The sequence below is a fragment of the Legionella sp. 227 genome, from assembly GCF_043161935.1.
Classification (GTDB): Bacteria; Pseudomonadota; Gammaproteobacteria; order Legionellales; family Legionellaceae; genus Legionella; species Legionella sheltonii.
The window spans coordinates 1,510,264-1,536,943 of the sequence record NZ_CP171154.1; the positions used below are offsets into that span (position 1 = coordinate 1,510,264).

Consider the following 26,680-nt stretch of genomic DNA (forward strand, 5'->3'; position numbering starts at 1 on the left):
ATTCTATAGACAAGCCCCAGAATGTCAGCACATAAAAGAAAGTCTAAATAAGCTATTATTTTTATAATAGAATAAATTTTAATAAACTCAATAAACCATTAATTGATACTGCGAAACTACATTAATCTTAAAGAAATAAAATATAGGGCTTAAAGATTATTTTTGATCTAAACTAAGTTTATTACGGTAATTAAGAAAAGCTCATTCTATTAATTCTTCAGAGATTGTTTTACGGTTGTTGAATGCATCCATAATGCATTCAATAAATATGGACTACAAAGCATATTAATTTATAAATGGATTTTGTAATGCCACAAATTCCAGCATTTATTATTCGAAATTTGACTAAAACGTATTTAATGGGCGAGGTGGTAATTCATGCTTTGCGATCCGTTAGCCTTGACTTATATCAAGGGGAACTTGTTGTATTTTTAGGGCCATCTGGAAGTGGTAAGTCTACACTCTTAAATATAATAGGCGGATTGGATGTGCCTTCATCTGGTGAAGTCATTTATAAAGATCATATGATTACTTCATCGAGCCAACATGATTTAACCCGCTATCGACGCGAGCATGTAGGATTTGTTTTCCAATTTTATAATCTGATTTCCAACCTTACTGCTTTAGAGAATGTCTCCATCGTTACCGAAATTGCAGATAATCCAATGCGTCCTGAGGATGCAATTAAATTACTTGGCTTAGAAAGTCGTATGAATCATTTCCCTTCGCAGTTATCTGGGGGAGAGCAACAACGCGTTGCAATAGCTCGTGCTATAGCTAAGAGTCCAGATGTCCTTTTATGTGATGAACCTACAGGAGCACTTGATTGCGAAACCGGTAAAATTGTTTTAGGAACACTTGCTCTGGCGAACAAGAAGTTGAATACCACCGTAGTCATTATTACCCATAATATAGTGATCAGTGAGATGGCCGATCGAGTAATTCATATAGCCGATGGTTCAATAAGCAAGATATTAAAAAATAAATACAAACGAAAACCAGAAGAATTGCAATGGTAACCGTATTAAACAAAAAATTGTGGCGTGATGTTATAACACTCAAAAGCCAAATTATTACCATCGCATTGGTCGTTTGCAGTGGAGTTAGTGTTTTAATCGCATCAGTTAATACCTATGCATCTTTAAAAAATGCGCAACAGGAATTTTATTCCAATTATCATTTTGCCGATGTATTTGCTTCACTGAAAAGAGCGCCGAATTATTTAGAAAAGCGAATAACAGAAATTTCAGGGGTGGCCCAAGTAGAAACTCGAATTGTAGAGGATGTTGTGCTTGACTTACCTTGGATGCCAGAGCCTGCAGTAGGACGTTTTATATCAATATCGGATAAGCATACATCAGGTCTTAATCAATTATTTTTGCGCCAGGGAAGACTGCCCGAGGCTAATCGCCAGGATGAAATATTAGTCAATGAAAGTTTTGCAAAGAGTCATAATTTAAAACCTGGTGATAGTATTTTTGCGTTATTAAATGGCTATAGAGAAAAGCTAAAAATTGTTGGTATTGTTTTATCACCTGAATATGTATATGCCATTCGTGGGGAAGATTTGCTGCCTGACAATCGCCATTTCGGCGTATTTTGGATGAATCGAAAGGCACTAAGTGCTGCATTTGGAATGGAGGATGCTTTTAATGACATTAATATTAAGCTTGCGCCTAATGCCTCAGAACAATTTGTAATGACCCAATTAGAAAGAATTTTTCATTCTTATGGTTTGACGATTAGCTATACACGAAAAGATCAAATATCTGATCGATTTGTAACGAATGAAATAAAACAACAAAAAATTATTGCGACCTATATTCCTCCTGTTTTCTTAATCGTGGCAGCATTTTTATTGAATTTAGTTATAGGACGTATGATAAGTAAAGAGCGCGAGCAAATAGCTACTTTAAAGGCCCTAGGCTATCGTGACCTAGCCATTGCATATCACTATATTAAAATAATTCTGGTTATTATTTTCATTGGAGCACTTGGTGGGGTGTCATTAGGAGCATGGTTTGGTAATTTAATGACCCATTTATATACCGAATATTTTATATTCCCAAAGTTTCCCTATATTTTTTCATATCTTGCAGCCATCATTGGAATCTTAATTTGCTTTTTAGCGGCCATTTTGGGGGCATTGCGAGCGATTCATCAAGTAATAAGTCTTATGCCCGCAGTAGCGATGAAACCGCCAATCCCTATGATGTATCGAGCCACTATGATTGAAAAAATCAAATTTTTTTCCAGACTTCCCAGCAGTGTGAAAATGGTGTATCGCTATATTTTCCGCCATTTTTTACGCACGATATTAACCTGTGTGGGTATTGCATTAGCCATGGCCATCGTAATCCTCGGATTATTTTGGCAAGATGCGATACGTTATCTCATAAATACCCAATTTATTATGGCTCAACGGGAACATGCTGTTGTTAGCTTTATTAATCCCATCAATAAAATAGCTTTAATGGAATTGAATCAAATTATCGGGATCACGAACAGTGAAGGTTATCGTATTGTACCCACCCGATTTACTTATCAACATCGAAGCGAACTGTCTTCGCTGTTTGGTATCTCTGAAAGTGCAAAATTAAAAGTATTATTAGACAAAAATCTTCATCGCATGACTATCCCCAAACATGCGCTGTTAATCAGTGAGGGGTTAGCAGAACGATTGCATTTGGCTGTTGGCGATCGACTGGATATTGAACTGCTTGAAGGGAACAAAGCGAAAACGCAATTGAAAGTACAAGGAATTATAAATGACTATGTAGGAATGTTCGCTTATATTGAAATTGAGGCACTTAACCGTTTATTAAATGAAGATTGGTTAATCAACTCAGCAGCCATTACTGTAGACACAAAACATGTCAAAAATTTATATAAAGAAGTAAAAGAAATACCTAAGATAGGTACTATTACTTTTAAGACATCGATTATTAAGACATTTGAAGAAACTTTTGCGAAGCATATCCTTGTTTTTACCACTATTCTTGCAAGTTTTGCCATCATTATTGCGGTTAGCGTTGTTTATAATAATGCGAGCATTACCTTGGCGGAACGAGCCCGAGAGTTAACGACACTACAAGTTTTAGGATTTACTCAGGGAGAGGTATCTACTTTACTTTTTTTAAATCACCTATTTGAGATAATACTCTCTACCCCTTTAGGATTAATTATTGGGTATTTTTTGTCCTGGTCTATACTGCAATTAATGCAAACAGATTGGTTTAAAATTCCTTTTGTTATTGAGCCTAGAACTTATATTATCTCCATTATGGTTATATTTTTTTCTAGTTTAATTAGTTTTTATATTATTCAGCGTAAAGCCGGTCATCTCAATTTAACCTCTGTATTAAAGGTAGCAGACTGATGAAGATAACGAACCTGAATCTGAAAAAACTAGTGTGGTATTCGCTTGTAATCATTGTAGTTTTTGTTGTTATTCTTTGGTTCTTTTCTCATAAGGGTATTGACGTTGAAACAGCGAAGGCAAAGTATGAGCACTTTGTTCAGTACATTGAAGATGATGCAAAAACACGTGCTATAAAAATCTATACTATTGTTTCTCCGGTTTCTGGCGAACTAGTACGCATTAATCTCACTGAGGGTGATAAAGTAAATAAAGACGAAGTCATTGCGATCATCAAACCGAAAATCCCAACCTTGCTTGATGTTCGGACAAAGCAAGAATTAGAGCAAGAGTTGGGTACTGCCGAAGCGTTATATGAGCAGGCTAATGCAGAGTCGATTCGTGCTGAAGCAGCACTTAAGACTGCTGAGTCGGATTTAAAAAGAAAGCAACCGTTGGTAAAAAAAGGATTTGTTTCGGAAACAGAGTTAGAACATACCCAATTGGAATATCAATTAAGACAAAAAGAATACAATGCTGCATTGCGAAAACTGCATGCAGCAGAGCATTATATTTTAAAAGTTAAAGCATCACTCTCCGGTACAGTTGATAATGAAAAGAATCCGCAAGATAAGGTTGAGATTCATTCTCCTGTTGCTGGCTCCGTTTTAAGAGTTATTGAAAAAAGCGAGACTACTGTTGTGCCTGGTACAAAAATTATGGACATTGCTAATGTTGTGGGTCTTGAAGTCGTCGCTGATATATTAAGCGAGGATGCAGCAAAAATTCCTCCTTATGCACGAGTAATTATAAAACGATGGGGTGGTTCTTATCCCTTGGAAGGTCGTGTGCGAGTTGTTGAACCCAGTGGTTATACGAAAATATCAGCGCTTGGAGTCGAGGAACAACGAGTCAATGTGATTATTGATATCATTACACCCCATGAATTATGGAAGAACCTTGGAGATGGATATAGGGTAGATGTAGAAATCATTCTTTTTGAATCGGCTCATTCTCTTGTGGTGCCGATGAGTGCTTTATTTAGAGATGAAGACAATTGGGCTGTTTTTGTTGTCAAGAAGCATAGAGCTTATAAGCAGAGAATAGTTATAGAACATCATAATCCAGATTTGGCGGTAATAGAAAAAGGTTTGAAGGCTGGAGATGAGGTAATTCTTTATCCTAGCTCTTTAATCCATGAAGGGGTCTTAATTAAACAATGATGAGATGAATCATCAATTGAACATTAATCATAAATAAAAACTATCGCATTTTAATTATTTGTTGCGGGTCGGTACTCTCCATTTGAGGCGCTTTGCTGAAACCTTGTCTGTTATTCTCCCCCCGCAGCAATCACAGATATTGGCTAAATGAGCAACGACGGACTATGCTAATTAAAAGTACTACTCAGGAAGAGTCATGATGAAACATACAGTTCAGGATCGGACTAAATCCATACACCTTGTGGTAAATACTTTTATAACTCTGTTGTTATCATTGATTATGAATCAGGCGATTGCTCAAGGTGATCGGGTTGTCACAAAATCTGAGACTGGAGCACCGCGGATTGCAGGTATTTTGATTAGTGATGTAGGGAATAGCGACGGTTATGTGAGCCAAGGCAAAGCGACTTTACCACCAACCCAAGTGATATACGTTACAGTGCAGATTTTCCATGCAATAGCTGGACTTAAGGTACAGGTGTTTATAATCAATCCATCAAAAAATATTCACGAACATGGTGAAAATGTTGCCAGTATCAGTGGCAATATAGCTAAAGCGTTTAAGTTTAATGATGCTGCGGGTAACTGGCCGGCAGGTACCTATAAGGTTGAAGTAAAATTATCAACAGGCGATACTCGAATCACCACTTTTGAGCTCAAAAAATAGAGTGTTGACCACAACTTTCTAGCTACCTCCTTTGATACGAGGTAGCTAGAAAGTTGCATGAATTTTAAATCTAAACGTTATCACTGCTTAGAGCTGACCTAATAATTTGAATAATTTTTTTACTTACAGGATTGCTATGTTTTTCTGGTCTGTAGACTAAACAAATCTCATCTCTAAATACAGGCGCATTGTCTAATCGTTTAAGATGTTTGTATTGATGGGTGACCCTTGAAGGGAGAATACCATATCCAAGACCTAAGGCTGTTAGCTTGGCTATCACCTCCAGACTGGTCGAGTTAATCACACCATTAAAAGCGGTCTTTTTATCAATTTGCTTCAGTATATATTGTGATTGAGCAAGCTTTTTATCAAAAATAAGTTTATTTTGGGCATTGTTGGCGTAGAAGATTGAGACTTCATCAGTAGATAGCTTGATGATAACGAGATCAGGATGTTGTATGGGGTTAACAACTATACCAAAATCGGCTTCCCAACTGATTACTTTTTCAGTCATTTCTCTTGAATGGCCATGAATAAAATTAAAGCCAAGCTTTGGAAAGTCAACTTGAAGTTTTGGCATAAAGTACTGGAGCGCGTAAAGAGCAACTGAAGGGTGAAGGGCAATGGTATAATTTCCTTGTACAAGCCCAGATTCAGGATTGGCGATGTTTTGAACCTGCTCCCATTCATATACGAGTCGATGAGCGCGTTGCTTAAACTCCTCTCCAAGTTTCGTTAGTTGAATCCCATTTTTAAGCCTGATAAAGAGCAGTCCACCCAGTTTGTTTTCTAGTCTCTTTATGGAATAACTAAGTGCAGGTTGAGATATCCCGATAATTTCGGATGCTCGGGTCACATTGAGGGTATCACTAGCCGCGATAAAATATTTTATATCATCCAATAATAGAGACATGAATTATCAAGGGAACACCTGCCATAAGTAAAATTTATCACAACCATTAAAATAAATCATTTTAATTATTTATTGAGGATCGTTACTCTCTAGTTGAGGGGCTTTGTTGAAAAAGTGTCTGTCATTCCCGCGAAAGCGGAATTACATCCATCAATCAGGCACCATGTCACATTCGTGTGTCGATTCCTGCCTCTGCAGAGTGACAAATATTCAGTTTGGCAAAAATTTTATTTTCCAAGCAATTTAGTCAACAAAATCATTTGATGAGAGAAGGAAAATGAACAATACCGCATTTACTTTAATTACAGAGAATCTTGGCGCCAAAGGAATTGCCCAAAGAATATTAGCCGAACTAATGATTTATCGTCGTGTCCCAGAAATGATTCGCTTATGTCCTGGGGATTGTCAAAAGTGTGCTTCGCCTCACTTGCCAAAAATCATCACTGCAGTTGAAAACAATGAACCCGTTACGTTTATATTACCAGCTTTTCCAGGCAAGTCTCCTAATCCTGAAAAAGTTCTGGGTCCCCTGCCAGATTATGCTGAACGACTTTCTCTTAGCTTTTTGGGCACACTCTGTCAGCGAATAAAAAATTTTTATATCCCAGGAATTAAAATTATTTTGTGTTCCGATGGAAGGGTTTTTAGTGATGTGATTGGAATGAAAGAAAGTAATGTGACTGCCTACCAAGTTGAACTGGATGGACTAATAAAGGAAATGTGCCTTTCAGACCTATCAATGTTTAATCTGGATGACTTTTATAAGAATCTGCATTTTGTGCAAATGCGTGAGGAACTGATCCAACGCTATGGACAGTCCTTGGACGCGCTTAAGCTCAAGATTCGCAATGGCGCTAAATCGTCAGCAAGTCCAGATGAGCAAGAAGCAAATCGTATGTACAGTGGAATCACCCGTTTTTTATTTGAAGACGCCATGCATAAAGGGCGAATAAAAAGTCGCTCGGCGATCCAAAAAGAGTCTCGCTCTAAAGCCTATGAGGTGATCAGAAGAAGTAATGCTTGGAGTAACCTAATCTCTGAGCGTTTTCCTCAGGCAGTTCGATTGTCCATTCATCCGCAATCATGTGGCTCAAAAAAATTAGGAATTCGCTTAATAGGAAAGGAAAACTGGATGACCCCTTGGCATGGCGTTGCGGTTGAAAGCAAGAAAGGGTATGTCTTGCTGAAGCGCTCGGAAGCCGAGGCTTTAGGGGCAAAATTGATTTATGCTGCTGATGGACGGCACAGTCATTATCAATTAATGGCCGAGGTGTAATATGAATTATAAAGTGACTGATCTAAAACCTTTTGGTGTACTCATAGAATCTGTAAGTGAAAAAACGAAAGTGAACGAGTTGGATATAGAGAACTTACGTCATTTATTTAGGGAGAATCAACTCGTGGTCTTAAGAGGGTTTGAAACATTTCAAAATGGCGAGGATTTTTCCAGCTATTGTGAATTTTGGGGCGAAGTAAGTCTTTGGCCATTTGGCAAGGTACTTGAGTTAATTGAGCAAGAAGAGCCGGAAGATCATATTTTTGATCACAGTTATATGCCGCTCCATTGGGATGGCATGTATCGACCCCAAGTCCCGGAATATCAGATTTTTCATTGTGTCAAAGCGCCTTTGCCTGGACAAGGGGGAAGGACAACCTTTTCAAACACCATTTTAGCGTTAAAGTTTGCGTCTCCTGAAGTCAAAGAATTTTGGACGAAAGTGACGGGTATCTATCAACGAACAATGGAATTTTATAACAGTAAGACGGTATCGCCAATTATCACCAAGCATCCTCAAAAGGATTACTTCGTTATTCGCTACAATGAACCTCCCTCTGCAGATAAAGGTCATTTTGTAAATCCACCTGATCTTCAATTTACTGGTATTAACCAGGGAGAGTTAGAGCGCTTCCATCGAAGTATAAAAACAGCACTTTATTCACCCGATAATTTCTATGCCCACGAGTGGCAAACTGGAGACATCGTCATTGCAGATAATTTTTCACTATTACATGGTCGAGAAGGATTTGTCTCTAAGTCTCCTCGCCATATTCAACGCGTCCATGTGTTGAGTCATCCTCCCTTTGATAACCCGGGACTGGAGTCTTACGAATGAATGCCCAAGTTGCAGATGTTGTGATTGTGGGGGCTGGTCCGGTAGGGCTTATGTGTGCCTACCTCGGACAACTTTCTGGTATCCATACGATTATCATTGATAAATCGGATGGTCCTTTGGAAGTTGGTAGAGCGGATGCACTGAATGCACGCACGTTACAGCTTCTGGAGTTAGTCGATTTATTTGATGAACTCTATCCTTTAGGAAAGACCTGCAACACCAGCTCGGTGTGGGCAGAGGGAAAATTTATTTCCCGGCAATCGTTATGGTGGGAGGAGCTGGAAGGGTGTTTGCATAAACATTTCTTGATGCTGGGGCAGTCTTATATAGAAAAACTGTTAGATAAGAAACTTCAAGAGATTGCTGCAGCAGTAAAACGTTCAACAACCCTAGTCAATATTGAGCTTAATCAAGCGGGATGTCTCACCACCCTTGCCAATGGAGCGCGTATTCAGTCACGTTACGTCATTGGCGCAGATGGCGCCCATTCGTTTGTCCGCAATCACTTTGCAATACCTTTTGAGATCATCCGCCCACAAATGGTATGGGCCGTAATTGATGGCATTATCGCCACAGATTTTCCAAAAGTTCCTGAAATCATCGTATTTCAGGCCGAAACCTCTGATGTGGCGTGGATACCAAGGGAGGGGAAAATCGACAGGTTTTACGTCAGAATGGATACTCAAGACTTTACCTTGCATGAAGCCATCGGCAAAATTAATCAAGCAATGCAGCCTCATACCTTATATTTTAAGGAGATTGTTTGGTTTTCACAATTTTCGGTTAAGGAGTCTGTCGCCGAAAATTTCTTCGTGCAGGATCGTATTTTTCTAGCCGGTGATGCATGTCATATTCATTCAGTAAATGGCGGGCAAGGGCTTAATACCGGTCTTGCAGATGCATTTAATCTCATGTGGAAGTTAAACATGGTCATGCGTTTCGCTGCCCCCAAAGAACTGTTACTAAGTTATGAAGCGGAGCGCAAACCAGTCGCTTGCGAGGTGATCAAGACTTCTGGGGAACTTGTCCGTTCGACTAAGTATTCAGCTAAGGGGACCCATGCCGAAGACTATGTAACGATTATACAAAAACGTGCTGGGAATATTACGGGCATGGGGATTCGTTATGGGGGTCTAGAACTTCGTGGCTCTCGACTCTTTGATTTTGAAATTTTTAATGGCCTCGTCAAAACACGACTTTACTCTCTTTTGGACTACAGGAAATTTACCTTACTCATCTTTGGTTCTTATGAACTGGATCTCAAGGTGCCAGAAGTTGTAAACGTCATTCCAATTTATCTGAAACCATGTCATAACCATTTTTGGACAAATAACATGCAATATAAAAACCTAGCAATTTTAGTAAGACCTGATTCTTATATTCAATCCTCCGCGCCACTCGATAAAATTGAGTCCTTATTGGAGTTGATAAGGAGCATAGTCCATGAATAGGCCCGTAGTAATTGTCGATCCACTCTCATCAGGAATAGAGTTGGCTCCTGCTTTTAAAGCACGCGGGATACCTGCTATTGCCATCATGCATAAGCCAGTAGATTGGGATGGATTTGGTACAAAAATTCGGACCAATGATTTTATCGAAATCATTCCAGAGCAACCCAATTTAGTTGAGGTGCTTAGAAAGTACAACCCACTTGCCATTATTCCCGGTGCTGAGGAAGGAGTTCCCCTTGCGGACGCTTTGGCTAGCGCTTTAACCCCTCATTTCGCCAATGATCCCAAAAAATCAGCGCACAGATTGCACAAGGCTCTAATGCAAAAAGCGTTGCAGGAAGCCGGAGTTCCAGCCCTCAAGACGTTCAATACCTCATCGGAAGATGAAGCGGAAACTTGGATTAAGACAAACGGATTGATTCACTCGCCACTGATAATTAAACCTCCAGCTTCTGCTGGCAGCGATAAGGTCTTTCACATTCAAGCAAGAGGTGATTGGAAAAAGGCATTTAACTGCGTTTTATCTGAACCATCTAAACTGACTGGGAAAATGAATGAATCCGTTGTTGTGCAGGAGCAGGCTATTGGAACTGAATTTGCTGTAGGTACAGTGAGTGCCCATGGAAAACATTATTTAGCGCATTTAATTAAATACAATAAGACCTTGTTTAACAGTCGCAAAACGGTTTACGACTATGTTGAGTTTGTACCTTATAGTGAAGAAATGTATGGTGAATTATTTGCTTATACTCAAAAAGCATTAGATGCTCTGGGGATTCGATGGGGAGCGGCTCATAATGAAATAATGCTTACTAAGGACGGGCCTCGTCTCATAGAAACAGGGACCAGAATGTGTGGCGGCCCAGTGGTTGGCTTCGCTCGAGAGGCTACGGGTAGTAGTCAAGCAGATAAATTAGTTGAGATCTATACCGAAGGCGATGTGGTAACAAAAACAATGATATTCAAAAAAACGGTTATGCCTGTTTTTTTGAAATCACCCGCTCAAGGGAATATAGTGAATGTCGAAGCCCTTGCTGACATTTCTAAATTGCATACATTTTTTAATCAGCATATTTGGTTTAAAAATGGTGACCATGTTCCACAAACAGTAGATTATCTCACAAGTATTGGAATTGTTGGATTGGCTGGAGATCGAGAGTTGATTTTATTAGATTATGAAAGAATTCGAACTATGGAATCGAAATTAGTTATCCAAGAATCTTAGAATTTTCTCATGTTGAATTTGCTGAAAATTTTTTTCCAATGGTATGGCGCGTTAAACTAACAAACTTCGTTATTCTAAAGCAATCGTAGTGTTGTTGCTTCAACCAGGATTTACCCAAAGCAGAGAAATAAAGGATATTAAATTCTGGATTGGCGAGCAACCAAGCGACACTTGGTGATAGAAAATTAGATTATTGTTAATAAAGTGTTACAATTGGTCAAAAAAAACAACATGAATTTAAAATGAAACATGTCAGGAATGAATTGATGGATAACGCAACTTTAAATCAAACACTCTCTACCATCCATACCTTCGAAGACTATGAGCAGCTCAAGCAACATATTGAAGAAGATCTGGCTAGAGCGATTATTCATAGACACCAATTAGCAGCGCAATCATTAACGCTATTTTCTGAAGGGACAAATATTGTCTTTTCGTACGGGGATAGTCACGTGATTAAAATTTTCCCGCCATTTCATCAAAGTCAATTTGAAAGTGAGCGATTAGTATTAAAGCATGTGGCTGGCAAGCTTTCGATAAAAACCCCCACTGTTGAGTATGAAGGGGAACTTTTGGGCTGGCCTTATCTAATCATCAGCAAACTTGAAGGGACTCTTTTGGAAACCCTGTGGGAAACAATGCCCCACAATAATAAACTGATCATCCTTCGCGAATTAGGAGAACTCATTCGAGAAGTTCATGCTTTACCCACAGATGGACTTGAGGCTATTGATTGTTATTGGCCGCAATTTCTGGAAAAACAAATAGCGCATTGCGTGGAGCAACATCGAACTAAAGGACTTTCAATGCCTTTATTGCAACAGCTGCCTGCTTACCTTGACTCAATCAAAGAAGCCTTACCTGAGATCAAAAAGCCAGTTATCTTAACAGGGGAATATACCCCGATGAATTTTTTAGTTCAGCAAGTGGATGGCATTTGGCACATTAGTGGATTGATTGACTTTGGAGATGCGATGTTAGGCTTACCAGAGTATGATTTGCTTGGCCCAGGTGCCTTTCTTATACAAGGTGACAAGCAATTACTACGCACGTTTTTAATGGCTTATGGCTATTTACCAAATGAGTTGACGCACATGTTGAGTCATCAACTGACCGCATTAATGCTGCTCCATCAATACAGCAATTTGAATATTCAGGTAAGAATTCCAAATTGGAAGGATAAAGTAAGAAGCTTGAAGGATTTAGAAAATTTAGTGTGGGGCTTTTAAGCAGTAACTCGGAGGCTTAATGAAGGGATAGCATACCCAGGCTGCTTATTTTGAGCCTGGACTGACGTGCATCGTTAATCCCTCGAATAAATTGAGCGGGGCAGCTTGAGCAGCTACTACTGGCTCTGCTCTAACTTCCCACAATAAGCTTTGAGCATGGGTGACTGCGTCCCGGCTAAGAACGTTATTAATGATAACAGACGGAACCCCAGTAAACATCGGTTCTATACCTTCTTCCGCGCATTTATCCTCATAATTTTGGATTGATTGCCGAAGTAGTATCACTTGCTCGCTTACTTGATCAAAAATATCATCTGAGCTCGCCTCCAGAAGGTCTATCCCGCTTTTTTCGAACTTTCTTAATTGGTACGTTACATTTGCCATAAATTCGACATCTAATCTATGCGGCCCCATTTCACGCCCTTCGGGAACACGGTCCCCATACTGTAGCGTAATAGCAGTAGCCTCGTTGTGTCGATTATTAAGGTATCGAGTGAGTAATCCTCCCACTTCGATAGAAGAATTTTTTAGCCAATCTTCTGAAACATTCATAAAACAGCCACGCAGAATCATCTTTCCTGCGTTGTTGGGTCCAATTTTATCCCCAGGTTGGATTCGATTAGGCATAACTACATCCTTAAGTTATGTATTTAATTTAAAGTATAGGAAAGATAAAAAAATATACAAAAAAACCCGATTTATCTTGTTTGACATGTTGAGTTCAACTTGATTTAATTCACATTAAGAAAATCGTTAGGGTTCGGTACTCTTTAAGTCATCCTGACCGACCTGTCTTAAGCAGATTTTTGGTGATGGCTTTTATTGTTGACTCAATAGGAGCCATGAGCATGCCTCAATACAAACAGGTTAGGAAAATAACTGGTTTTAATTATCTTAAAGCTCTGTTATTGGTTGGATTATCGTTACAGGGATTTGCGGCTGAGTCTCCTGAACCACATAAACTTTTTTTGGACAAAACATTTCAACTGGCACGATTGGCTCGTCAAAAAGGAAATCATCCTTTTGGAGCGATATTAGTGTATCGAGGACGGGTAATTTTAACTGCAGAAAACTTGGTCATATCCTCTCATGACGTAACAGCACATGCTGAAATGGTGCTTTTAAGAAAAGCTTCCCAAAAATTTTCTAAAAAAATTTTAAAACACTCAATCCTTTATACCAGCACAGAGCCTTGTGCGATGTGTTCTGGAGCCATTTATTGGTCAGGAGTACCTCGCGTTGTTTATGGGTGTTCCGCGCAAGCACTAGAAGCACTTGCGCATGGAGGATTCGTTATTCCAAGTCAAAAGATATTGAAGCAAGGAAAAAGGACCGTGCGGGTAAATGGTCCTTATTTTGAGCACGAGGCGATTAAAGTACATGAAGGATTTTGGGGGGCTTCTAGCTAAGATTAGACTAGAAATTAATACTCTGTTAATCCCTTGTTAATACTTATTTGAGCTGGTTGGCCTATAATTGGACATTGTATTTTTTAATATAAAACAGAGCGATGACAGACTCTAAACTAGAAACGAGTAATAATGGGGTTGCTGGCGAAGCACGTGGATCAACTACTCCCGAAATGATTGCAAAAGCAGCCTGTGCTTATTCCCGATCGTTTATCTTAAAAGGATCATCACAACTCGTTAATAATACTTATGACCAAGCGCAGCGAGTGTCGCTATTTAGAGCCATCCTCGATTTGAGAGCACTTTGTAGTGAGTATCCGGGTTATCGTTTAGAAATTAATGAGGTGTATCAGGAGTTTCATTTTACAATTCAACAGTGCAAAAAATTTTCTCTTGGAAATTGTTATGAAATGGCACTCATGGCTCTTGATTATGTGCTTCAACATGCTTCCCCATCGGTTAATGCAGAAGTTTATGAAATTGAAGGAGGCGACCATGCCTTTCTAGTTGTGGGGAGAAAAAAAAATAGCCATCCGAAACAACCGGAAACTTGGGGTGAGGACGCCGTTATTTGTGACCCATGGTCCAATGAGGTTTATCCTGCTTCGGAGTATTTAGCCCAGACAAAAAATTTTTATGAAGTAATCCATAATGGAGATTATTCTAATTGCGTTGAAAAGTTTGACAACAGGCGACATAAACTTAGTCCTATTCCATGGCACAATACGGAATACCTGAGAACAATAAACTCCCGCCCTCATCTTGATAAAATCATCGAGCTTTTTCATAAAAAGATGACCCTCATTATTAATGCATTAGAGAAGCTTGAGGGTAAATTGCATGCTATCGTGCAGCGACTTGCGCAAGAGTATCCTGATAACCCAGAAAAAAAAGTAATCATTGAACGAATGGTTAATCAGTTACATACAAGCGTTGATAAAATTAAAGAGGACATTAATAAAGACTGTAATACATTACCTTATGAGGTACTCCGTTCAACTTTAGAAAAAACATGGAGAAAAAGCATTCGTTCTTTTCAAGAGTCAGTTGCAGTAAGTGAGGCGGATAAATCAATTCTAAAAAAATACAACCATGAGGATTCATGGAGAACACAACTGCTTCGTTTCTTTAACATTTTACCTAAAACAGCACGAGATACATCTAATGCATTGCACGAAGCACAGAAACAAATTGAGAAAACACTCAAGAAATAACCAGCTACAAGTTCGTTTGTAACCATTGAGGATGTTTTGTTACCATTTTATCCAAAATTACTTTGGGGCCAAGCAGTCCTATGCTGATGGCAACGGTAATAACCAGAGCATTTAAGCCATCATAAATTGTTTGGCTGAGTAAAGTAAAAGTAATGTGTTGGCTATTAGTTAATGCCACAATCCCACTGGCCATCCGAAATAAATAGACACCAGGGATCATAGAAACAACGGCAGCGAAGGCCAACGCAGCGAAAGGCATCCGCTGTTTATAAGCAACCAATGTCAGCACGATACCTACTAAAAAGCAAGCCAAGAAAGAGGCTGCCGCAATACTGGCACCAAAACTCACTAAAGCCTGCCAGCGCAACATATGCGCAAGTACTCCAACTATCATTGGCCAGACAATTAATTTTAAAGGAGTAGAGAAAAAAATGCTGTACGCTACGATAGCAATTCCCGCTGCGATCATATCTTGCCAAAGAGGGACTATATGGTGCGTAATCGGCTCTACAGGTAAACTTGCTCCCAGCAATGTCGTTCCCAGTAATACCCCAAGAGAAATGCTCACACAGATTAATCCGGCTAAAGTCAAACGCGCGATTCCCAGGTGCAAACGACTATGAATAAAATCTAAGGCGCTATTGAGGAAGTGTGGGCCTGGGACTAATACCATGCAGGGGCATAATGCGACGAGACGTAATGAAGAGCTTAAATGATAATGGACTGCCATCGCTCCAACAATCCCTGCAATTCCGGCGGCTACTAGAGGTTGAACAAACAAATTGGGTGTAATCGTTAGCAAATAACGTCGTGTTACTGCACCTAAAGCAGCACTTAAGAAGATCAAACACGCAGCTGACCATTCATTTAGGCCAAAAATCACACCCAATGCTACTGCCCCCATGGCTGCTGCTAAGGTAAATAACCACGTTTTAGAGGGGGGGTGACGATTAATTTGTAAAAGCGCTTCATAAGCCTGTTCTAAGGTGGTCGCTCCTTGATAAAAGGCATCTAAGGTTTGGCGCGCGGCAATAACCTTACCCATATGAACACTGGCTGGTTCTGTGACGACAATACACTCAAATCGGGCTCCGCTGGGTTCCGTCACATGTAACCATAATTCGCCCCATCGTGTTCCAAGTAAGACATTCAGATGCAATACATGCGCTATTTTTTTTACTTCGCGAATTACTTGCGTTGTTGTTTGTCCATTAACAAAAAGCACTTTAGCGAAAGCCAAAATGATCTCCGCTTGTTTTGCAAGAGTGAGTGATTGCGTGCCTGCTGAAGGATCATTTTTTTGAGACATATGGTTCTACCATTTTCTTCGGATCAACAATACGATCAAATTCTGCCTCGCTAATATACTTTAATTGCAATGCAGCTTCTTTCAAAGAAAGATCATGGTCCATTGCATAATGGGCGATCGCCGAGGCTTTATCGTAGCCAATCACTGGTGACAAAGCGGTGACCAGCATGAGAGAGCGATCTACGAAGGCTTGAATTTGTTGCAAATTGGGCTCCGTACCTTCGATTAAGAATTGGCGAAAATTGGTCATCCCATCTGTGAGTAAGGTAATTGATTGCATGAGATTGTAAATGATGAGTGGCTTATAGACATTCATTTCCAGATATCCTCCTGCCCCTCCAAAACCAACAGCCACATCATTTGCCATCACCTGAACACAAATCATGGTCAGTGCCTCACATTGTGTAGGATTGACTTTGCCTGGCATGATGGAGGATCCTGGCTCATTGGCAGGGAGCTTAAGTTCAGCGAACCCGGCACGTGGGCCACAAGACAGGATGCGAATGTCATTCGCGATTTTATATAAAGAAACAGCAAGAGTACGTAAGGTGCCTGATAATTGTACCAGCGCATCATGTGCACCTTGGACGGTGAACTTATTGGGGGCACTGATAAAAGGTAAACCCGTGAGTTTGGCAATGGCTTCTGCCGCTTTTTCTGCGAAATCTGGTGCAGAGTTTAATCCTGTACCCACTGCTGTTCCACCTAAGGCCAAATGATACACATTGGTTAGGGAAGACTCGAGAAGGTGCAGATTATCGGTAAGCATTCCTACATAGCCAGACCATTCCTGCCCAAGCGTCAGGGGCGTTGCATCTTGCATATGGGTGCGTCCAATTTTGACAATGTCTTTCCAGTCTTTAGCTTTAACCTGCATCGCTTTCGATAATGCCTCTAATGCAGGAATCAATCGCTGTTTCATTTGTACTGCGGAAGCGATGTACATTGCTGAAGGAAAAGAATCATTAGAAGATTGTGCCATATTCACATGATCATTCGGATGCACCGGCGTTTTACTGCCTAATGGGGAGCCTGCAATCTGACTGCAACGATTGGCAATCACTTCATTAACATTCATATTAAATTGGGTCCCACTCCCAGTCATCCACACGTGCAATGGGAACATATCGTGATGTTGGCCTGACAAAATTTCATCGCAGACCTCTACAATTAATTTTTTTTGTTTGGCATCCAAACGAGCACTGGCATGATTCGCTAATGCTGCAGCTTTTTTCAAAATGGCATAGGCAGTTATCATTTCTCGGGGGATTAAATCATGACCAATACTAAAATGCTGTAGAGAACGTTGTGTTTGTGCTCCCCACAACTTATCTGCTTCTACGGCAATTTCACCCATACTGTCTTTTTCAATACGTGTTACTGGCATGATTGACACTCCTTGTTCATCCATAGCCGCCAAGCTATGGGTATCTAGTGTTTCATTCTACTCTCATAAGTAAATCAGTCATCCCAATATGGGGATCGATTTTATGTTGGCAATGTTCACTGGCTGGACTCCTGCTTGTACAGCAAGGAATCCAGCTAGTGTTACCTGCAGCAAGATTACTTTGTTGCAGGCCTAATTTAACGCCAATTTGGTATTTTCATTGAGTGATAATTTTCGGGTACTTGATAAGTCAAAGCAACTGATTCCGGAAGTAATGATGAAACAACACCACTATTAATAAAGCCACCAGTACTAAAATCTAAGGGTAAAGTCTTACTCGCATCGATGGAGTAAATCCAGGTTGCGCCGCCATCTTGGCTATTGGTTACTAGGGGATATTGAATCGAGTTGTCGAAATATAACCCGCTTGCAATACAGCGTGATCCAGAGCAATTCACATGAAGAAAAGTACCCCTATCAGTAAATCCTGAAGGTACGTTCTTGTTCTTTGCAATTGTGTAAGTCCAGGTGGTCCCCCCATCTAGGCTGGAGGCTAATAAAGGATAAAGGATAGAACCGTCGGAATATTGTCCCCCCGCGACACAATTTAACCCCGAGCAGTTCACACTGAAAAAGAGACCGCCATCAGCAAAACCTGCAGGCAAATTCTTACCTTTCTCAATCGTGTAAGTCCAAGTCGTGCCACCATCTTGGCTGGAGGCTAATAAGGGATATATAGCAAGGCCATCGGAGTATTGCCCTCCTGCGACACAAGTTAATCCCGAGCAGCTCACACCGTAAAAAATACCGGAACCAGTATAGCCTGTAGGTAAGGTTTTGCTCTTGTCAATCACGTAAGTCCAACTGGATCCCCCGTTCTGGCTATAGGCTAATAAGGGATATTTAATAGAGCTGCCAACATATTGTCCGCCTGCAACACAATGTAATCCAGAACAACTCACACCGTAAAAAACACCGGAACCAGTATAGCCTGTAGGTAAGGTTTTGCTCTTGTCAATCACGTAAGTCCAGCTAGTTCCTCCATTCTGGCTATTGGCCAACATAGGGTATTGAGTCAGAAGGTTATCGGTATAAAACCCTCCTGCGACACAGTTTAATCCTGAGCAACTCACCGTGCCAAGATTACTAAAATCAGAAAATCCAGAAGGTAAGCTTTTGCTATCGTCAATCACGTAAGTCCAGGTGGCCCCGCCATTTTGGCTGTTGGCTAATAAGGGAAAAAGCTTAGAAGAACTGCCGAAATATTGGCCCACGGCGTTACAATTTAACCCAGAGCAACTTATACTTTCAAAATTAGCGAATCCAGAAAATCCTGAAGGCAGAGTCGAGTTCTTATCCACCGAATAAGTCCAGGTTTCCCCGCCATTTGGACTGTAGGCTAATAAGGGGTAAAAGATAGAGCCGTCGACATAATTGCCTCCCGCGATACAATTTAATCCTGAGCAGCTCGTAGTGAAAAAAGCACCTAAATTAGTAAACCCTGAAGGCAAGTTATTGTTCTTCTCAATCACGTAAGTCCAAGTGGAGCCGCCATTTTGGCTGTTGGCTAACAAGGGGTAAAGGATGGCACCATCGGAATATTGTCCTCCAGCCACTTCAGGGGGTAAAAAAGTGGATTGTTTTACATTTAAAGGGGTATCAGCAGTGGTACAGCTATTTCCTTTACACAAAGCGAAAGAAGACTTCACCGGTTTTGAAATGCTAAGTAGCAGAGTACAACTACTACCGGCTGTTAAGGTAATTTGATTTTGGCAATAGGCTGGGTTCGCTGAATTTGTGACTTGAATCACCGATGCAGGCAGTCCTTGTATCATATAACCTGCACGCGTGGATGAGGTCTTATTGGTAATGGTGTAATAGGCATAAACCGTCTCGCCAGAATAAATAGAGCTTGGGAATACAGGACCGTTCATGGGCGTGATGCTAAAATTTGCTGCAGCATAAACGTGTGAAGCAGGCAGGGCACTGCATAGGGCTAACGCCAGCGATAAGTGCTTAAGATGGTATTTGTTGTTCATAAAAAACGTCCTCTGTTTCATGAGTCATTAGATAAATTAAGCCACGTAAGACAGCTGTACAATGAATTGATTGGCATAAGTGTGTGCTGTACTTAATGCAAAATCTACCGGGGCTTGGTATTGTTTGAACACCACTTGCCCTTCATCAAGAGAAGCTTTACCGAAATCGGAGAAACGATATCCCACACCAAAGCGCATTTGTTGGTTGATTGAGGTATCGACCCCAATACCCAAAGTGTAAGAAAAAGCGGATTGGGTATGATCATTAAAAGTGGGGGTGATATTGATGCTGCCTGTTTCTTCGGTGGTGGTGCTAAATTCATTGGCGTTATTAAAAGCAGCCCCTAATCCAACAGAAAGGTAAGGAAAGAACTGATGCGGGGTCCCTAAGGTCAGCTCGGTGGTAGTAAAGAGTTTCGCTACAGCCATTACTTGTTGTGTTTGAATACGCCAAGAGTAGTTGTACAACGTACTGGTATCTGGCTCGATACCTGCCGCATTTAGACCCTTGATGCGCACATTACCGAAGTAGTCGTATTCAATACCCGCTTGCAGAAAAAGACCTTGGTGGGGAAGCTGATATTCAGTGCCAAGAAATCCCCCCACGAAACCCGTGGTTTGATTATGTTTTTTGCTGAAATAAATGAACTGCTCGTCATCCGTTCCGCTAAAAGATTGAGTCGAATTTGTTTTCACATCAAGGCCGGCAACACCGCCAAAGAGAGTAAAGACTGGATGGAAACCTTGGGCTGGGGGTATTGAGCCCATGCTGCCGGCGCTGGCAAGAGAAGAGAGTGCGAGGCAACTGGCCAAGCTAAAATAAAAGCTCCTTGCTGACATAATTTTTGTCCTTTTATGAAATAGTCATGTTGATTGCTTTAGAAATAAATTTGTCCATTAAATGAAGTGGTTTTGAGTTTCAGCTGTAGCCCTGGATGCTGCAATTAGAAGTATTAGAGCAGGATAATACATCATTTTCAATATATTAGCGGTAATCCTTTAATTAAAATAATTTGCTTTGGCAATAGGTTTTTTAATTCTGCAATTCTGCTCTGGTGCAAACAAAAAATTGGCTAAAGCTCCACGATAAAGCTCTTATGCTCATTGATTTTAAGTGCTTTATTGATTGTGATAACATGATCTTAACTATTGGTATGGATGCTTATATGCAATCGTTTTGGGAGCCCATTCTTTAAAACGAGATCGTGAAACATTTCACCAAGGGAGTCATTGCAAAACATTTTTTACAAGGAGTTTAACGGTCGTGAAACGATTTAACATCGCATTTGGATTGATTATAAGTATTTTTTCTGGGGGTTCATTAGCCGTTGAGCCAGTAAAATTGGTGATCTCGGAAGTGAAACACGATGTTTCGGAACCATTAAAAAGTATGGCTTCCACTGTCCTAACAGTTCAACCATCACGCTACATCGTTCCTATGTATAGAAAACCACTAAAACTTAAGCCTATAGAAGCTAATTTTGTAGACGAGGCGATTCAACCTAATACAGAGTTGCCTCTAGTGACAAGCCCTGGTCTTAGTTTTTTAGGTTTAGGGGCGGGCTTTTCAAACTTTCAACCTCAAGTGTCTCCTCCAGATCCTAATGCCTCAGTTGGATTGACGCAAGTTGTGCAGTGGGTTAATACCAGTTTTGCTATTTTTGATAAAGCTTCCGGAAACCTTATTATGGGGCCAACGGCAGGGAATGCATTATGGGCTGGGTTTGGTGGTGCATGTCAAAATCAGAATAGTGGTGACCCTATTGTAAAATATGACCAACTCGCTAATCGCTGGGTTATGACCCAATTTGCAATTCAAGACAAACAACATCAGACGCAATGCATTGCAGTTTCCACCACAGCGGATGCGACGGGGCCATATTATCGCTATGCATTTGATTTTGGCACCAACTTTAATGATTATGGGAAGTTGGGCGTTTGGCCAGATGCTTATTATATGATGTTTGTCATGTTTCCCAACGAACCTCTTGAAGATCTTAGCCCTACGATACCTACTCAGTCAGGGCCTGCTGCCTGTGCATTTGATCGTTCAAGCATGTTAGTTGGTGCTCCAGCAACGATGCAATGTTTTCAACCCCAGCCAGAGGCAGGGATCTTCCTCCCCTCCGATCTAGATGGGAAAACACTTCCTCACCAAGGCCAGCCCAACTATTTTGTCGGGCTGCTTCAAGATGCAAATGGGGTTACATCGCGTAACCACCTCGCAGTATGGAAGTTCCATGTGGATTGGCAAAATCCGAATAACAGCCGTTTTGAGGGGCCTACTGCACTGAGAGTGAAACCGTTCAACCCAATGATATGTAATAAAACCCCTGATAATGTAGATGGTGATTGCGCCGTGCAACAAGGAACGAATGCGAGACTTGAGGTGGTATCCGACCGACCGATGTATCGATTGGCTTATCGTAATTTTGTCACGCATCAATCGTTGGTTTTTAATCACGTTGTTCAAGTTGGAAATCAAATTGCGGCCACTCGTTGGTATGAACTCAGGGTAAATCATAAAGGCAACTTAATTGTTCATCAGCAAGGCACTTATACTCAACCTGATGGTAATGGGCGATGGATGGGTAGCATTGCAATGGATAAACAGGGAAATATGGCATTAGGCTTTAGCATCTCTGGCCCCGCACTGTTCCCCTCCATTCATTATACTGGGCGTAGACATTACGACCCACGGGGTATGATGCGTGGTGAACAGATCATTATGAACGGCGGTGGACATCAATTACCGTCTATAGCAGGTAGGAGTAACCGTTGGGGGGATTACAGCAGTATGGCCATTGACCCGAGTGATGATTGCACGTTTTGGTATACCAATGAGTTTCTGCAGACATCGGGAAGTAGAAACTGGAGTACTCAGATTACCTCATTCAAGTATCCAACGTGTAAGTAGATTCTAATTTTTAGTAAAGAGACAGCATGAAGGACACCTCATGCTGTTTCGTTCAGAATGAAAGGTTTAATTTTAACTTTCCGAACGGTTAGCCCATGTTACAAAGCGTTTTGCCTGCTTAATCCATAACTCGGGATAGAGTAATGTAAAATGGCCATGTGAAGACGCTGTTCCCTTTTGCAAAATCCATCGCCCGTGTTTTACTTGCTTCATTAAAGCGGGCATACGATAAAATTCAGGTGAATTTAAAGCATCATCAGTGAAATCTAGAGCAAATACCTTTGTTTTAATCATAGATAACAAAGGTTCTGGATTATAGTCTCTGGAGGCTGACATCACATAAATGATGTCGTTCGCGTCTTTTTTCGTGCTCTCCATGATTGCTGAATGGATGTAATGAGTTGCTTCCTTCACAGTAGGGATAATCTGCTGCATATGAGCTACCCCGTCAACCATCATCGCAACTAATGGCCAAATAGCTTTTACTCCATAAGGAGGAGTCTTATAATTTCCATTGTTCCAAGAGGGGTCATTTTTTATGCTGTTAATGACGATTTGTCGCCAAAGCAAATTTCGTCCATCAATGATTCGCGGGAGGCATACAATAGGCATAATCCCATCCATAAATTCAGGATATAATTGACTCCATATCCAGCTGTGCATGCCTCCCATAGAAGTACCGACAATCATTTTTAAATGGGAAATTTTTAAATGGTCAGAGACTAACTGATGCTGCAGTTCGACCATGTCCTGATAATTATAATTGGGGAATTGCATCCGTAAGCCATCACTGGGTTTACTTGATTGTCCTTGGCCAATGTTGTCTGGAAAAATTAAGAAATATTTGTTTGCATCAAAAGGTTTTCCTGGTGCCAATAATGCCTGTTTAAAACGCGCAAACAATTCACTACCACTGCCACCGGTCCAATGCAAAAATAAAACCGCATTCGTTATTTCGCCTTGACTGTTTTTTTGGGGGGTGCCCGCAATAATATAATGGAGGCGAAGATGAGTTAATGTTTGGCCATTTTTAAAAGCATACTTAGGGAGAATAAAATGACTTTCTTTATACCCAACTATGTCTTGTGTTTTGAATGCAGGATGCATGGTATTTATTTTTCCATAAGTTGGTTGTAATTGAAAAATAAGGTAAAACCAAGGGATATTTATTTTCCCTCATTTGAATGCTTTCATTTTGATTCATTGTTATTGTTGTATCAAATCAAATAACTCTTGTCTTCAATTATCGCTATTTCCCAGAATGATTGATGTTATCAATAATTCTATCTCATGCTCTTTTCCTTATGTTTTGTCTAGAAAAATTTAATGCACCATTATAAGATGTAGTTCTGTCGAGTAGCCAATCCTGTGGGCAAAAATGATTTCAATGTTTGCAATTCCCAATTGTGATACGGTAAAAAAAGCACGTACGTTTTTAGAAAACAATAAAATTGCTTATGAGTTTATTGATTTCAAAAAAATTCCACCCACCAAAGCTCAAATACAAGCATGGGGTGAGTATTTAGGTGAACTTCCTGTCAACAAAAAAGGAACGACTTACCGAAAATGTAAAGACGATTATGAGGCATTGAATATGGCGGAAAAAGTGGATTTTATTATCGCAAATCCGTCACTCATCAAGAGACCGGTTTTGGTACAAAATGGCAAAACGATCGCATTGGGCTTTGACGAAAAACAGTATAGAGAGCTCATCATAAACGCTTGAGGACAAATTGAACGCACGTTGTTGATGCATGGAGGCAGGGCTTTTTTCATTATGGAGGATGCAAGCTTGTTGTTAAATAGAACATTCAAATGGATAGGGGCAAGTTTCTTATTCGCTTTTTTTTCGTTAAGTTTTGCTGGGAAAAATAGCGAAGTTGAGCCCGCGGCGGTTATTACGTTTAACAATCCTGCGAAGTCGATTGTTTACTCCGCATATAAAACAATTACGCATCTGGATAAGCCACTTGATAAACTATTAAATTTGGCCATGAAATCAATCACAGAAGCCAGTTCTCCTTCCACAGATTTCGATTATCTTAATTTGAAATTCCAAGCGAAAAAACAGGAAATAGCGCAGGTGTTGTACAAATCCAGGATATTGATGCCCCCACTTTTTCGTTATGAAATAGGTATTGAAATTAAAGAGGATGGATTTGGAAATCATCTAATGTTTGACGTGCCGTCAATCGATTTTTCTGTCTTGCTGCTAGGTAATATTCGCTCTGTAAATAGTGCAAATAACGCGATGAATCAGTTAGCCGTACTCATCCAACAGATAGAGAGTTTGTTGCCCTCTGATACGTCAATGAATCAATTAAATAAATTCACCAAGCCACAGGTTTTGCAGCATCCGAGCGTAAATGAAATGAGTCGCCTAACGATAATGCACGCAGAAGATGGTCGGGCTATTTTGAAGACACTCATCGCACTTCAGCAGAATATGAAAATGGAATTACAACAACTTGTTGATCTGGCACAACTTGCCGCAAACGGTACACATACTGAACAGGAACTGGAGGTGTTAGACAATGAATATGGACAAAAGTGTTGGTCCATATTTATGAGTACGTTCTCAGATGAGTATAATCCCCTTAAAAATATTAAATTGTTTCATGATATTACTTTAAATTTCGAAATGAATGGTAAAACTCGTGAGTACTTCTTTCCCCAAATCGATTTAGCGACATTAAATTTAGATACCGATAATATTCTTGATATTGAGGCATCGGGTATCTCAATACGTCATATACTATTTGCGATGACATGGATAATGGACTGGTCAATTACAGGTACTACTCGCTTATCAGAAATAGACAACCATAGTCCATTTAAAACCATATCCTTACTCCATTTAGACCCTAGATTGATGGTGTTGTTAGAGAAACATTTCGGAACTCAGCATTAGGAACCAGCAAGCAATCAGCGTGCTGTTATATAAGCTATGATAAAGATTATGAACCATAAAACGAATACCAATCCAGGATACGGGTATGCCATTCTTTCTGCTGTACTGTTTGGTGCGGCGACACCAGCTGCTAAATTTTTATTAGACAAGATTCCTCCATTATTGCTGGCGGGATTACTTTATCTTGGGTCTGCAGTGGGTTTATTCATCATATTTTTCTTTCAACGATACGTAACTAAATCAAAAGCAAACGAGGCATCTTTAAGATCCAGTGACATACTCTGGCTTAGTAGTGCCGTAGTGCTTGGAGGGATTTTGGGGCCTGTTTTTTTGATGTTAGGATTAGTGAGACTTCCTGCAGCATCTGCCTCATTATTGTTAAATCTCGAATCGGTATTTACAGCCATAATTGCATGGTTTGCATTTAAAGAACATGTTGATCGCAATATAGCTTTAGGCATGATGTCTATTGTGATTGGAAGCTTTATGCTGTCATGGAAAGGGAGTTTAACTTATCAAGGTTTTTCAGGTCCTTTACTGATCGCCGGAGCGTGTATGTGTTGGGCAATGGACAATAACCTAACAAGAAAAATCTCTGCCGCTAATCCCTTGCAAATCGCAATGATCAAAAGTCTAATTGCTGGATTAACCAATACAACAATTGCTATGGTTTACGGAGCGATACTACCCGCATCGGTGTTTATAATTTCTGCAGGAATAGTGGGGTTTTTAGGCTATGGAGTCAGCTTATTATTGTTCATTCTAGGATTACGCCATATTGGTACGGCCAGGACTGGAGCTTATTTTGCAATGGCACCGTTTGTTGGTGCCGGATTTGCAATTATTTTCTTAAATGAGTCAGTGAGCTTGCAACTGATTCTTGCATTCCTTTTCATGGGGATTGGAATTTGGTTGCACCTTTCAGAGCATCATTCACATGCTCATCAACATGAAGTAATGGAACATGAGCATCGACATACACATGATGAGCATCATCAACATGAGCATCAACCCACAGATCCATCTGGTGAACCTCATACTCATTGGCATAAACATAAGCCGTTATATCATACTCATCCCCATTTCCCGGATATTCATCATCGACATAAACACTAGATTCAATACTCAGCTTACAAAAGGATTTGAACCCTTGCATTTGGGAATAAATTGAGTAGGTGGATAGTTTTTTAAGGGGAACAACACTAGCCCAACAAGTACTGTGTTTATGGTGATGCCATGCAAAGACACTTGAGGTAAAAGTTGCGAGGATTACAGCCAGTGTAGACTGGGAGTTGTATCCCTCAGCTACAAAAA

General features: G+C 40.3%; 22 protein-coding genes. 15 read left to right on the forward strand and 7 right to left on the reverse strand.

Translation table 11 applies throughout. The annotated features are described in order from the left end of the window. The first annotated feature begins 308 nt into the window (after positions 1 to 308). From ACF8MK_RS06475 to ACF8MK_RS06490, 4 genes are all read left to right on the forward strand, one after another. Positions 309 to 1,019: an ABC transporter ATP-binding protein gene (locus ACF8MK_RS06475; protein ID WP_392538647.1), complete on the forward strand. Its 711-nt coding sequence runs from the start codon at positions 309 to 311 to the stop codon at positions 1,017 to 1,019. Continuing rightward, a complete protein-coding gene (locus tag ACF8MK_RS06480; protein ID WP_392538648.1) occupies positions 1,013 to 3,379 on the forward strand; it encodes an ABC transporter permease in 2,367 nt (788 codons plus the stop codon). Before ACF8MK_RS06475 ends, ACF8MK_RS06480 begins: the two co-directional genes overlap by 7 nt. Further along, positions 3,379 to 4,581 (forward strand): efflux RND transporter periplasmic adaptor subunit, encoded by a 1,203-nt coding sequence (locus tag ACF8MK_RS06485; RefSeq protein WP_392538649.1) that lies wholly within the window; start codon positions 3,379 to 3,381, stop codon positions 4,579 to 4,581. The genes ACF8MK_RS06480 and ACF8MK_RS06485 overlap by 1 nt, the downstream gene beginning before the upstream one ends. A gap of 196 nt (positions 4,582 to 4,777) precedes the next feature. Then, positions 4,778 to 5,248, forward strand: a complete 471-nt coding sequence (locus ACF8MK_RS06490) for an ABC transporter permease (protein ID WP_392538650.1) — start codon at positions 4,778 to 4,780, stop codon at positions 5,246 to 5,248. 70 nt (positions 5,249 to 5,318) lie between these two features. On the opposite strand, the gene ACF8MK_RS06495 is transcribed toward ACF8MK_RS06490, so the two are convergent. Next, complete coding sequence (locus tag ACF8MK_RS06495) at positions 5,319 to 6,161, reverse strand: LysR family transcriptional regulator (protein ID WP_392538651.1); 843 nt, start codon at positions 6,159 to 6,161, stop codon at positions 5,319 to 5,321. 277 nt (positions 6,162 to 6,438) lie between these two features. Between ACF8MK_RS06495 and ACF8MK_RS06500 the strand changes: the two genes are divergently transcribed. The 5 genes from ACF8MK_RS06500 (at position 6,439) to ACF8MK_RS06520 (ending at position 12,180) form a co-directional block, all read left to right on the forward strand. Continuing rightward, positions 6,439 to 7,437 carry an L-tyrosine/L-tryptophan isonitrile synthase family protein gene (locus tag ACF8MK_RS06500; protein WP_392538652.1) on the forward strand — a complete coding sequence of 333 codons (999 nt, stop codon included), beginning with the start codon at positions 6,439 to 6,441 and terminating at the stop codon, positions 7,435 to 7,437. Position 7,438: 1 nt separating this feature from the next. Beyond that, complete coding sequence (locus ACF8MK_RS06505; RefSeq protein WP_392538653.1) at positions 7,439 to 8,275, forward strand: TauD/TfdA family dioxygenase; 837 nt, start codon at positions 7,439 to 7,441, stop codon at positions 8,273 to 8,275. Then, positions 8,272 to 9,726, forward strand: coding sequence for an FAD-binding protein (locus ACF8MK_RS06510; RefSeq protein WP_392538654.1), 1,455 nt, complete (start codon positions 8,272 to 8,274; stop codon positions 9,724 to 9,726). Before ACF8MK_RS06505 ends, ACF8MK_RS06510 begins: the two co-directional genes overlap by 4 nt. After that, the gene (locus tag ACF8MK_RS06515; RefSeq protein WP_392538655.1) at positions 9,719 to 10,951 is read left to right on the forward strand and encodes an ATP-grasp domain-containing protein; all 1,233 of its coding nucleotides are present in this window, start codon (positions 9,719 to 9,721) and stop codon (positions 10,949 to 10,951) included. Before ACF8MK_RS06510 ends, ACF8MK_RS06515 begins: the two co-directional genes overlap by 8 nt. A 266-nt stretch (positions 10,952 to 11,217) precedes the next feature. After that, complete coding sequence (locus tag ACF8MK_RS06520) at positions 11,218 to 12,180, forward strand: phosphotransferase family protein (RefSeq protein WP_392538656.1); 963 nt, start codon at positions 11,218 to 11,220, stop codon at positions 12,178 to 12,180. Positions 12,181 to 12,225: 45 nt separating this feature from the next. Here ACF8MK_RS06520 and ACF8MK_RS06525 read toward each other — a convergent pair whose 3' ends face one another. Beyond that, positions 12,226 to 12,807: a hypothetical protein gene (locus ACF8MK_RS06525; protein ID WP_392538657.1), complete on the reverse strand. Its 582-nt coding sequence runs from the start codon at positions 12,805 to 12,807 to the stop codon at positions 12,226 to 12,228. A gap of 221 nt (positions 12,808 to 13,028) precedes the next feature. Between ACF8MK_RS06525 and ACF8MK_RS06530 the strand changes: the two genes are divergently transcribed. Both ACF8MK_RS06530 and ACF8MK_RS06535 read left to right on the forward strand, forming a co-directional pair. Beyond that, a complete protein-coding gene (locus ACF8MK_RS06530) occupies positions 13,029 to 13,589 on the forward strand; it encodes a nucleoside deaminase (RefSeq protein WP_392538658.1) in 561 nt (186 codons plus the stop codon). 101 nt (positions 13,590 to 13,690) lie between these two features. Next, entirely contained in the window at positions 13,691 to 14,803 is a 1,113-nt protein-coding gene (locus ACF8MK_RS06535; protein WP_392538659.1) for a hypothetical protein, read from the forward strand. Between the two features lie 4 nt (positions 14,804 to 14,807). On the opposite strand, the gene ACF8MK_RS06540 is transcribed toward ACF8MK_RS06535, so the two are convergent. The 4 genes from ACF8MK_RS06540 to ACF8MK_RS06555 form a co-directional block, all read right to left on the reverse strand. Further along, positions 14,808 to 16,112 (reverse strand): threonine/serine exporter ThrE family protein, encoded by a 1,305-nt coding sequence (locus ACF8MK_RS06540; RefSeq protein ID WP_392538660.1) that lies wholly within the window; start codon positions 16,110 to 16,112, stop codon positions 14,808 to 14,810. After that, entirely contained in the window at positions 16,096 to 17,499 is a 1,404-nt protein-coding gene (fumC, locus tag ACF8MK_RS06545; protein ID WP_392538661.1) for a class II fumarate hydratase, read from the reverse strand. The genes ACF8MK_RS06540 and fumC overlap by 17 nt, the downstream gene beginning before the upstream one ends. Before the next feature lie 197 nt (positions 17,500 to 17,696). After that, positions 17,697 to 19,538: a hypothetical protein gene (locus ACF8MK_RS06550; RefSeq protein WP_392538662.1), complete on the reverse strand. Its 1,842-nt coding sequence runs from the start codon at positions 19,536 to 19,538 to the stop codon at positions 17,697 to 17,699. 36 nt (positions 19,539 to 19,574) lie between these two features. Beyond that, positions 19,575 to 20,378, reverse strand: a complete 804-nt coding sequence (locus ACF8MK_RS06555) for an outer membrane protein (RefSeq protein ID WP_392538663.1) — start codon at positions 20,376 to 20,378, stop codon at positions 19,575 to 19,577. 424 nt (positions 20,379 to 20,802) lie between these two features. On the opposite strand from ACF8MK_RS06555, the gene ACF8MK_RS06560 reads away from it, so the two are divergent. Then, positions 20,803 to 22,455: a hypothetical protein gene (locus ACF8MK_RS06560; protein ID WP_392538664.1), complete on the forward strand. Its 1,653-nt coding sequence runs from the start codon at positions 20,803 to 20,805 to the stop codon at positions 22,453 to 22,455. 72 nt (positions 22,456 to 22,527) lie between these two features. Here the strand turns inward: ACF8MK_RS06560 and ACF8MK_RS06565 are convergent, their stop codons facing one another. After that, positions 22,528 to 23,562: an alpha/beta fold hydrolase gene (locus tag ACF8MK_RS06565; RefSeq protein WP_392538665.1), complete on the reverse strand. Its 1,035-nt coding sequence runs from the start codon at positions 23,560 to 23,562 to the stop codon at positions 22,528 to 22,530. Between the two features lie 271 nt (positions 23,563 to 23,833). Here ACF8MK_RS06565 and ACF8MK_RS06570 point away from each other — a divergent pair, with 271 nt between their 5' ends. The 3 genes from ACF8MK_RS06570 (at position 23,834) to ACF8MK_RS06580 (ending at position 26,482) form a co-directional block, all read left to right on the forward strand. Further along, positions 23,834 to 24,181 carry an arsenate reductase family protein gene (locus ACF8MK_RS06570; protein WP_392538666.1) on the forward strand — a complete coding sequence of 116 codons (348 nt, stop codon included), beginning with the start codon at positions 23,834 to 23,836 and terminating at the stop codon, positions 24,179 to 24,181. A gap of 66 nt (positions 24,182 to 24,247) precedes the next feature. Continuing rightward, positions 24,248 to 25,366, forward strand: a complete 1,119-nt coding sequence (locus ACF8MK_RS06575; protein ID WP_392538667.1) for a hypothetical protein — start codon at positions 24,248 to 24,250, stop codon at positions 25,364 to 25,366. A gap of 48 nt (positions 25,367 to 25,414) precedes the next feature. After that, complete coding sequence (locus ACF8MK_RS06580) at positions 25,415 to 26,482, forward strand: DMT family transporter (protein ID WP_392538668.1); 1,068 nt, start codon at positions 25,415 to 25,417, stop codon at positions 26,480 to 26,482. Positions 26,483 to 26,680: the final 198 nt, after the last annotated feature.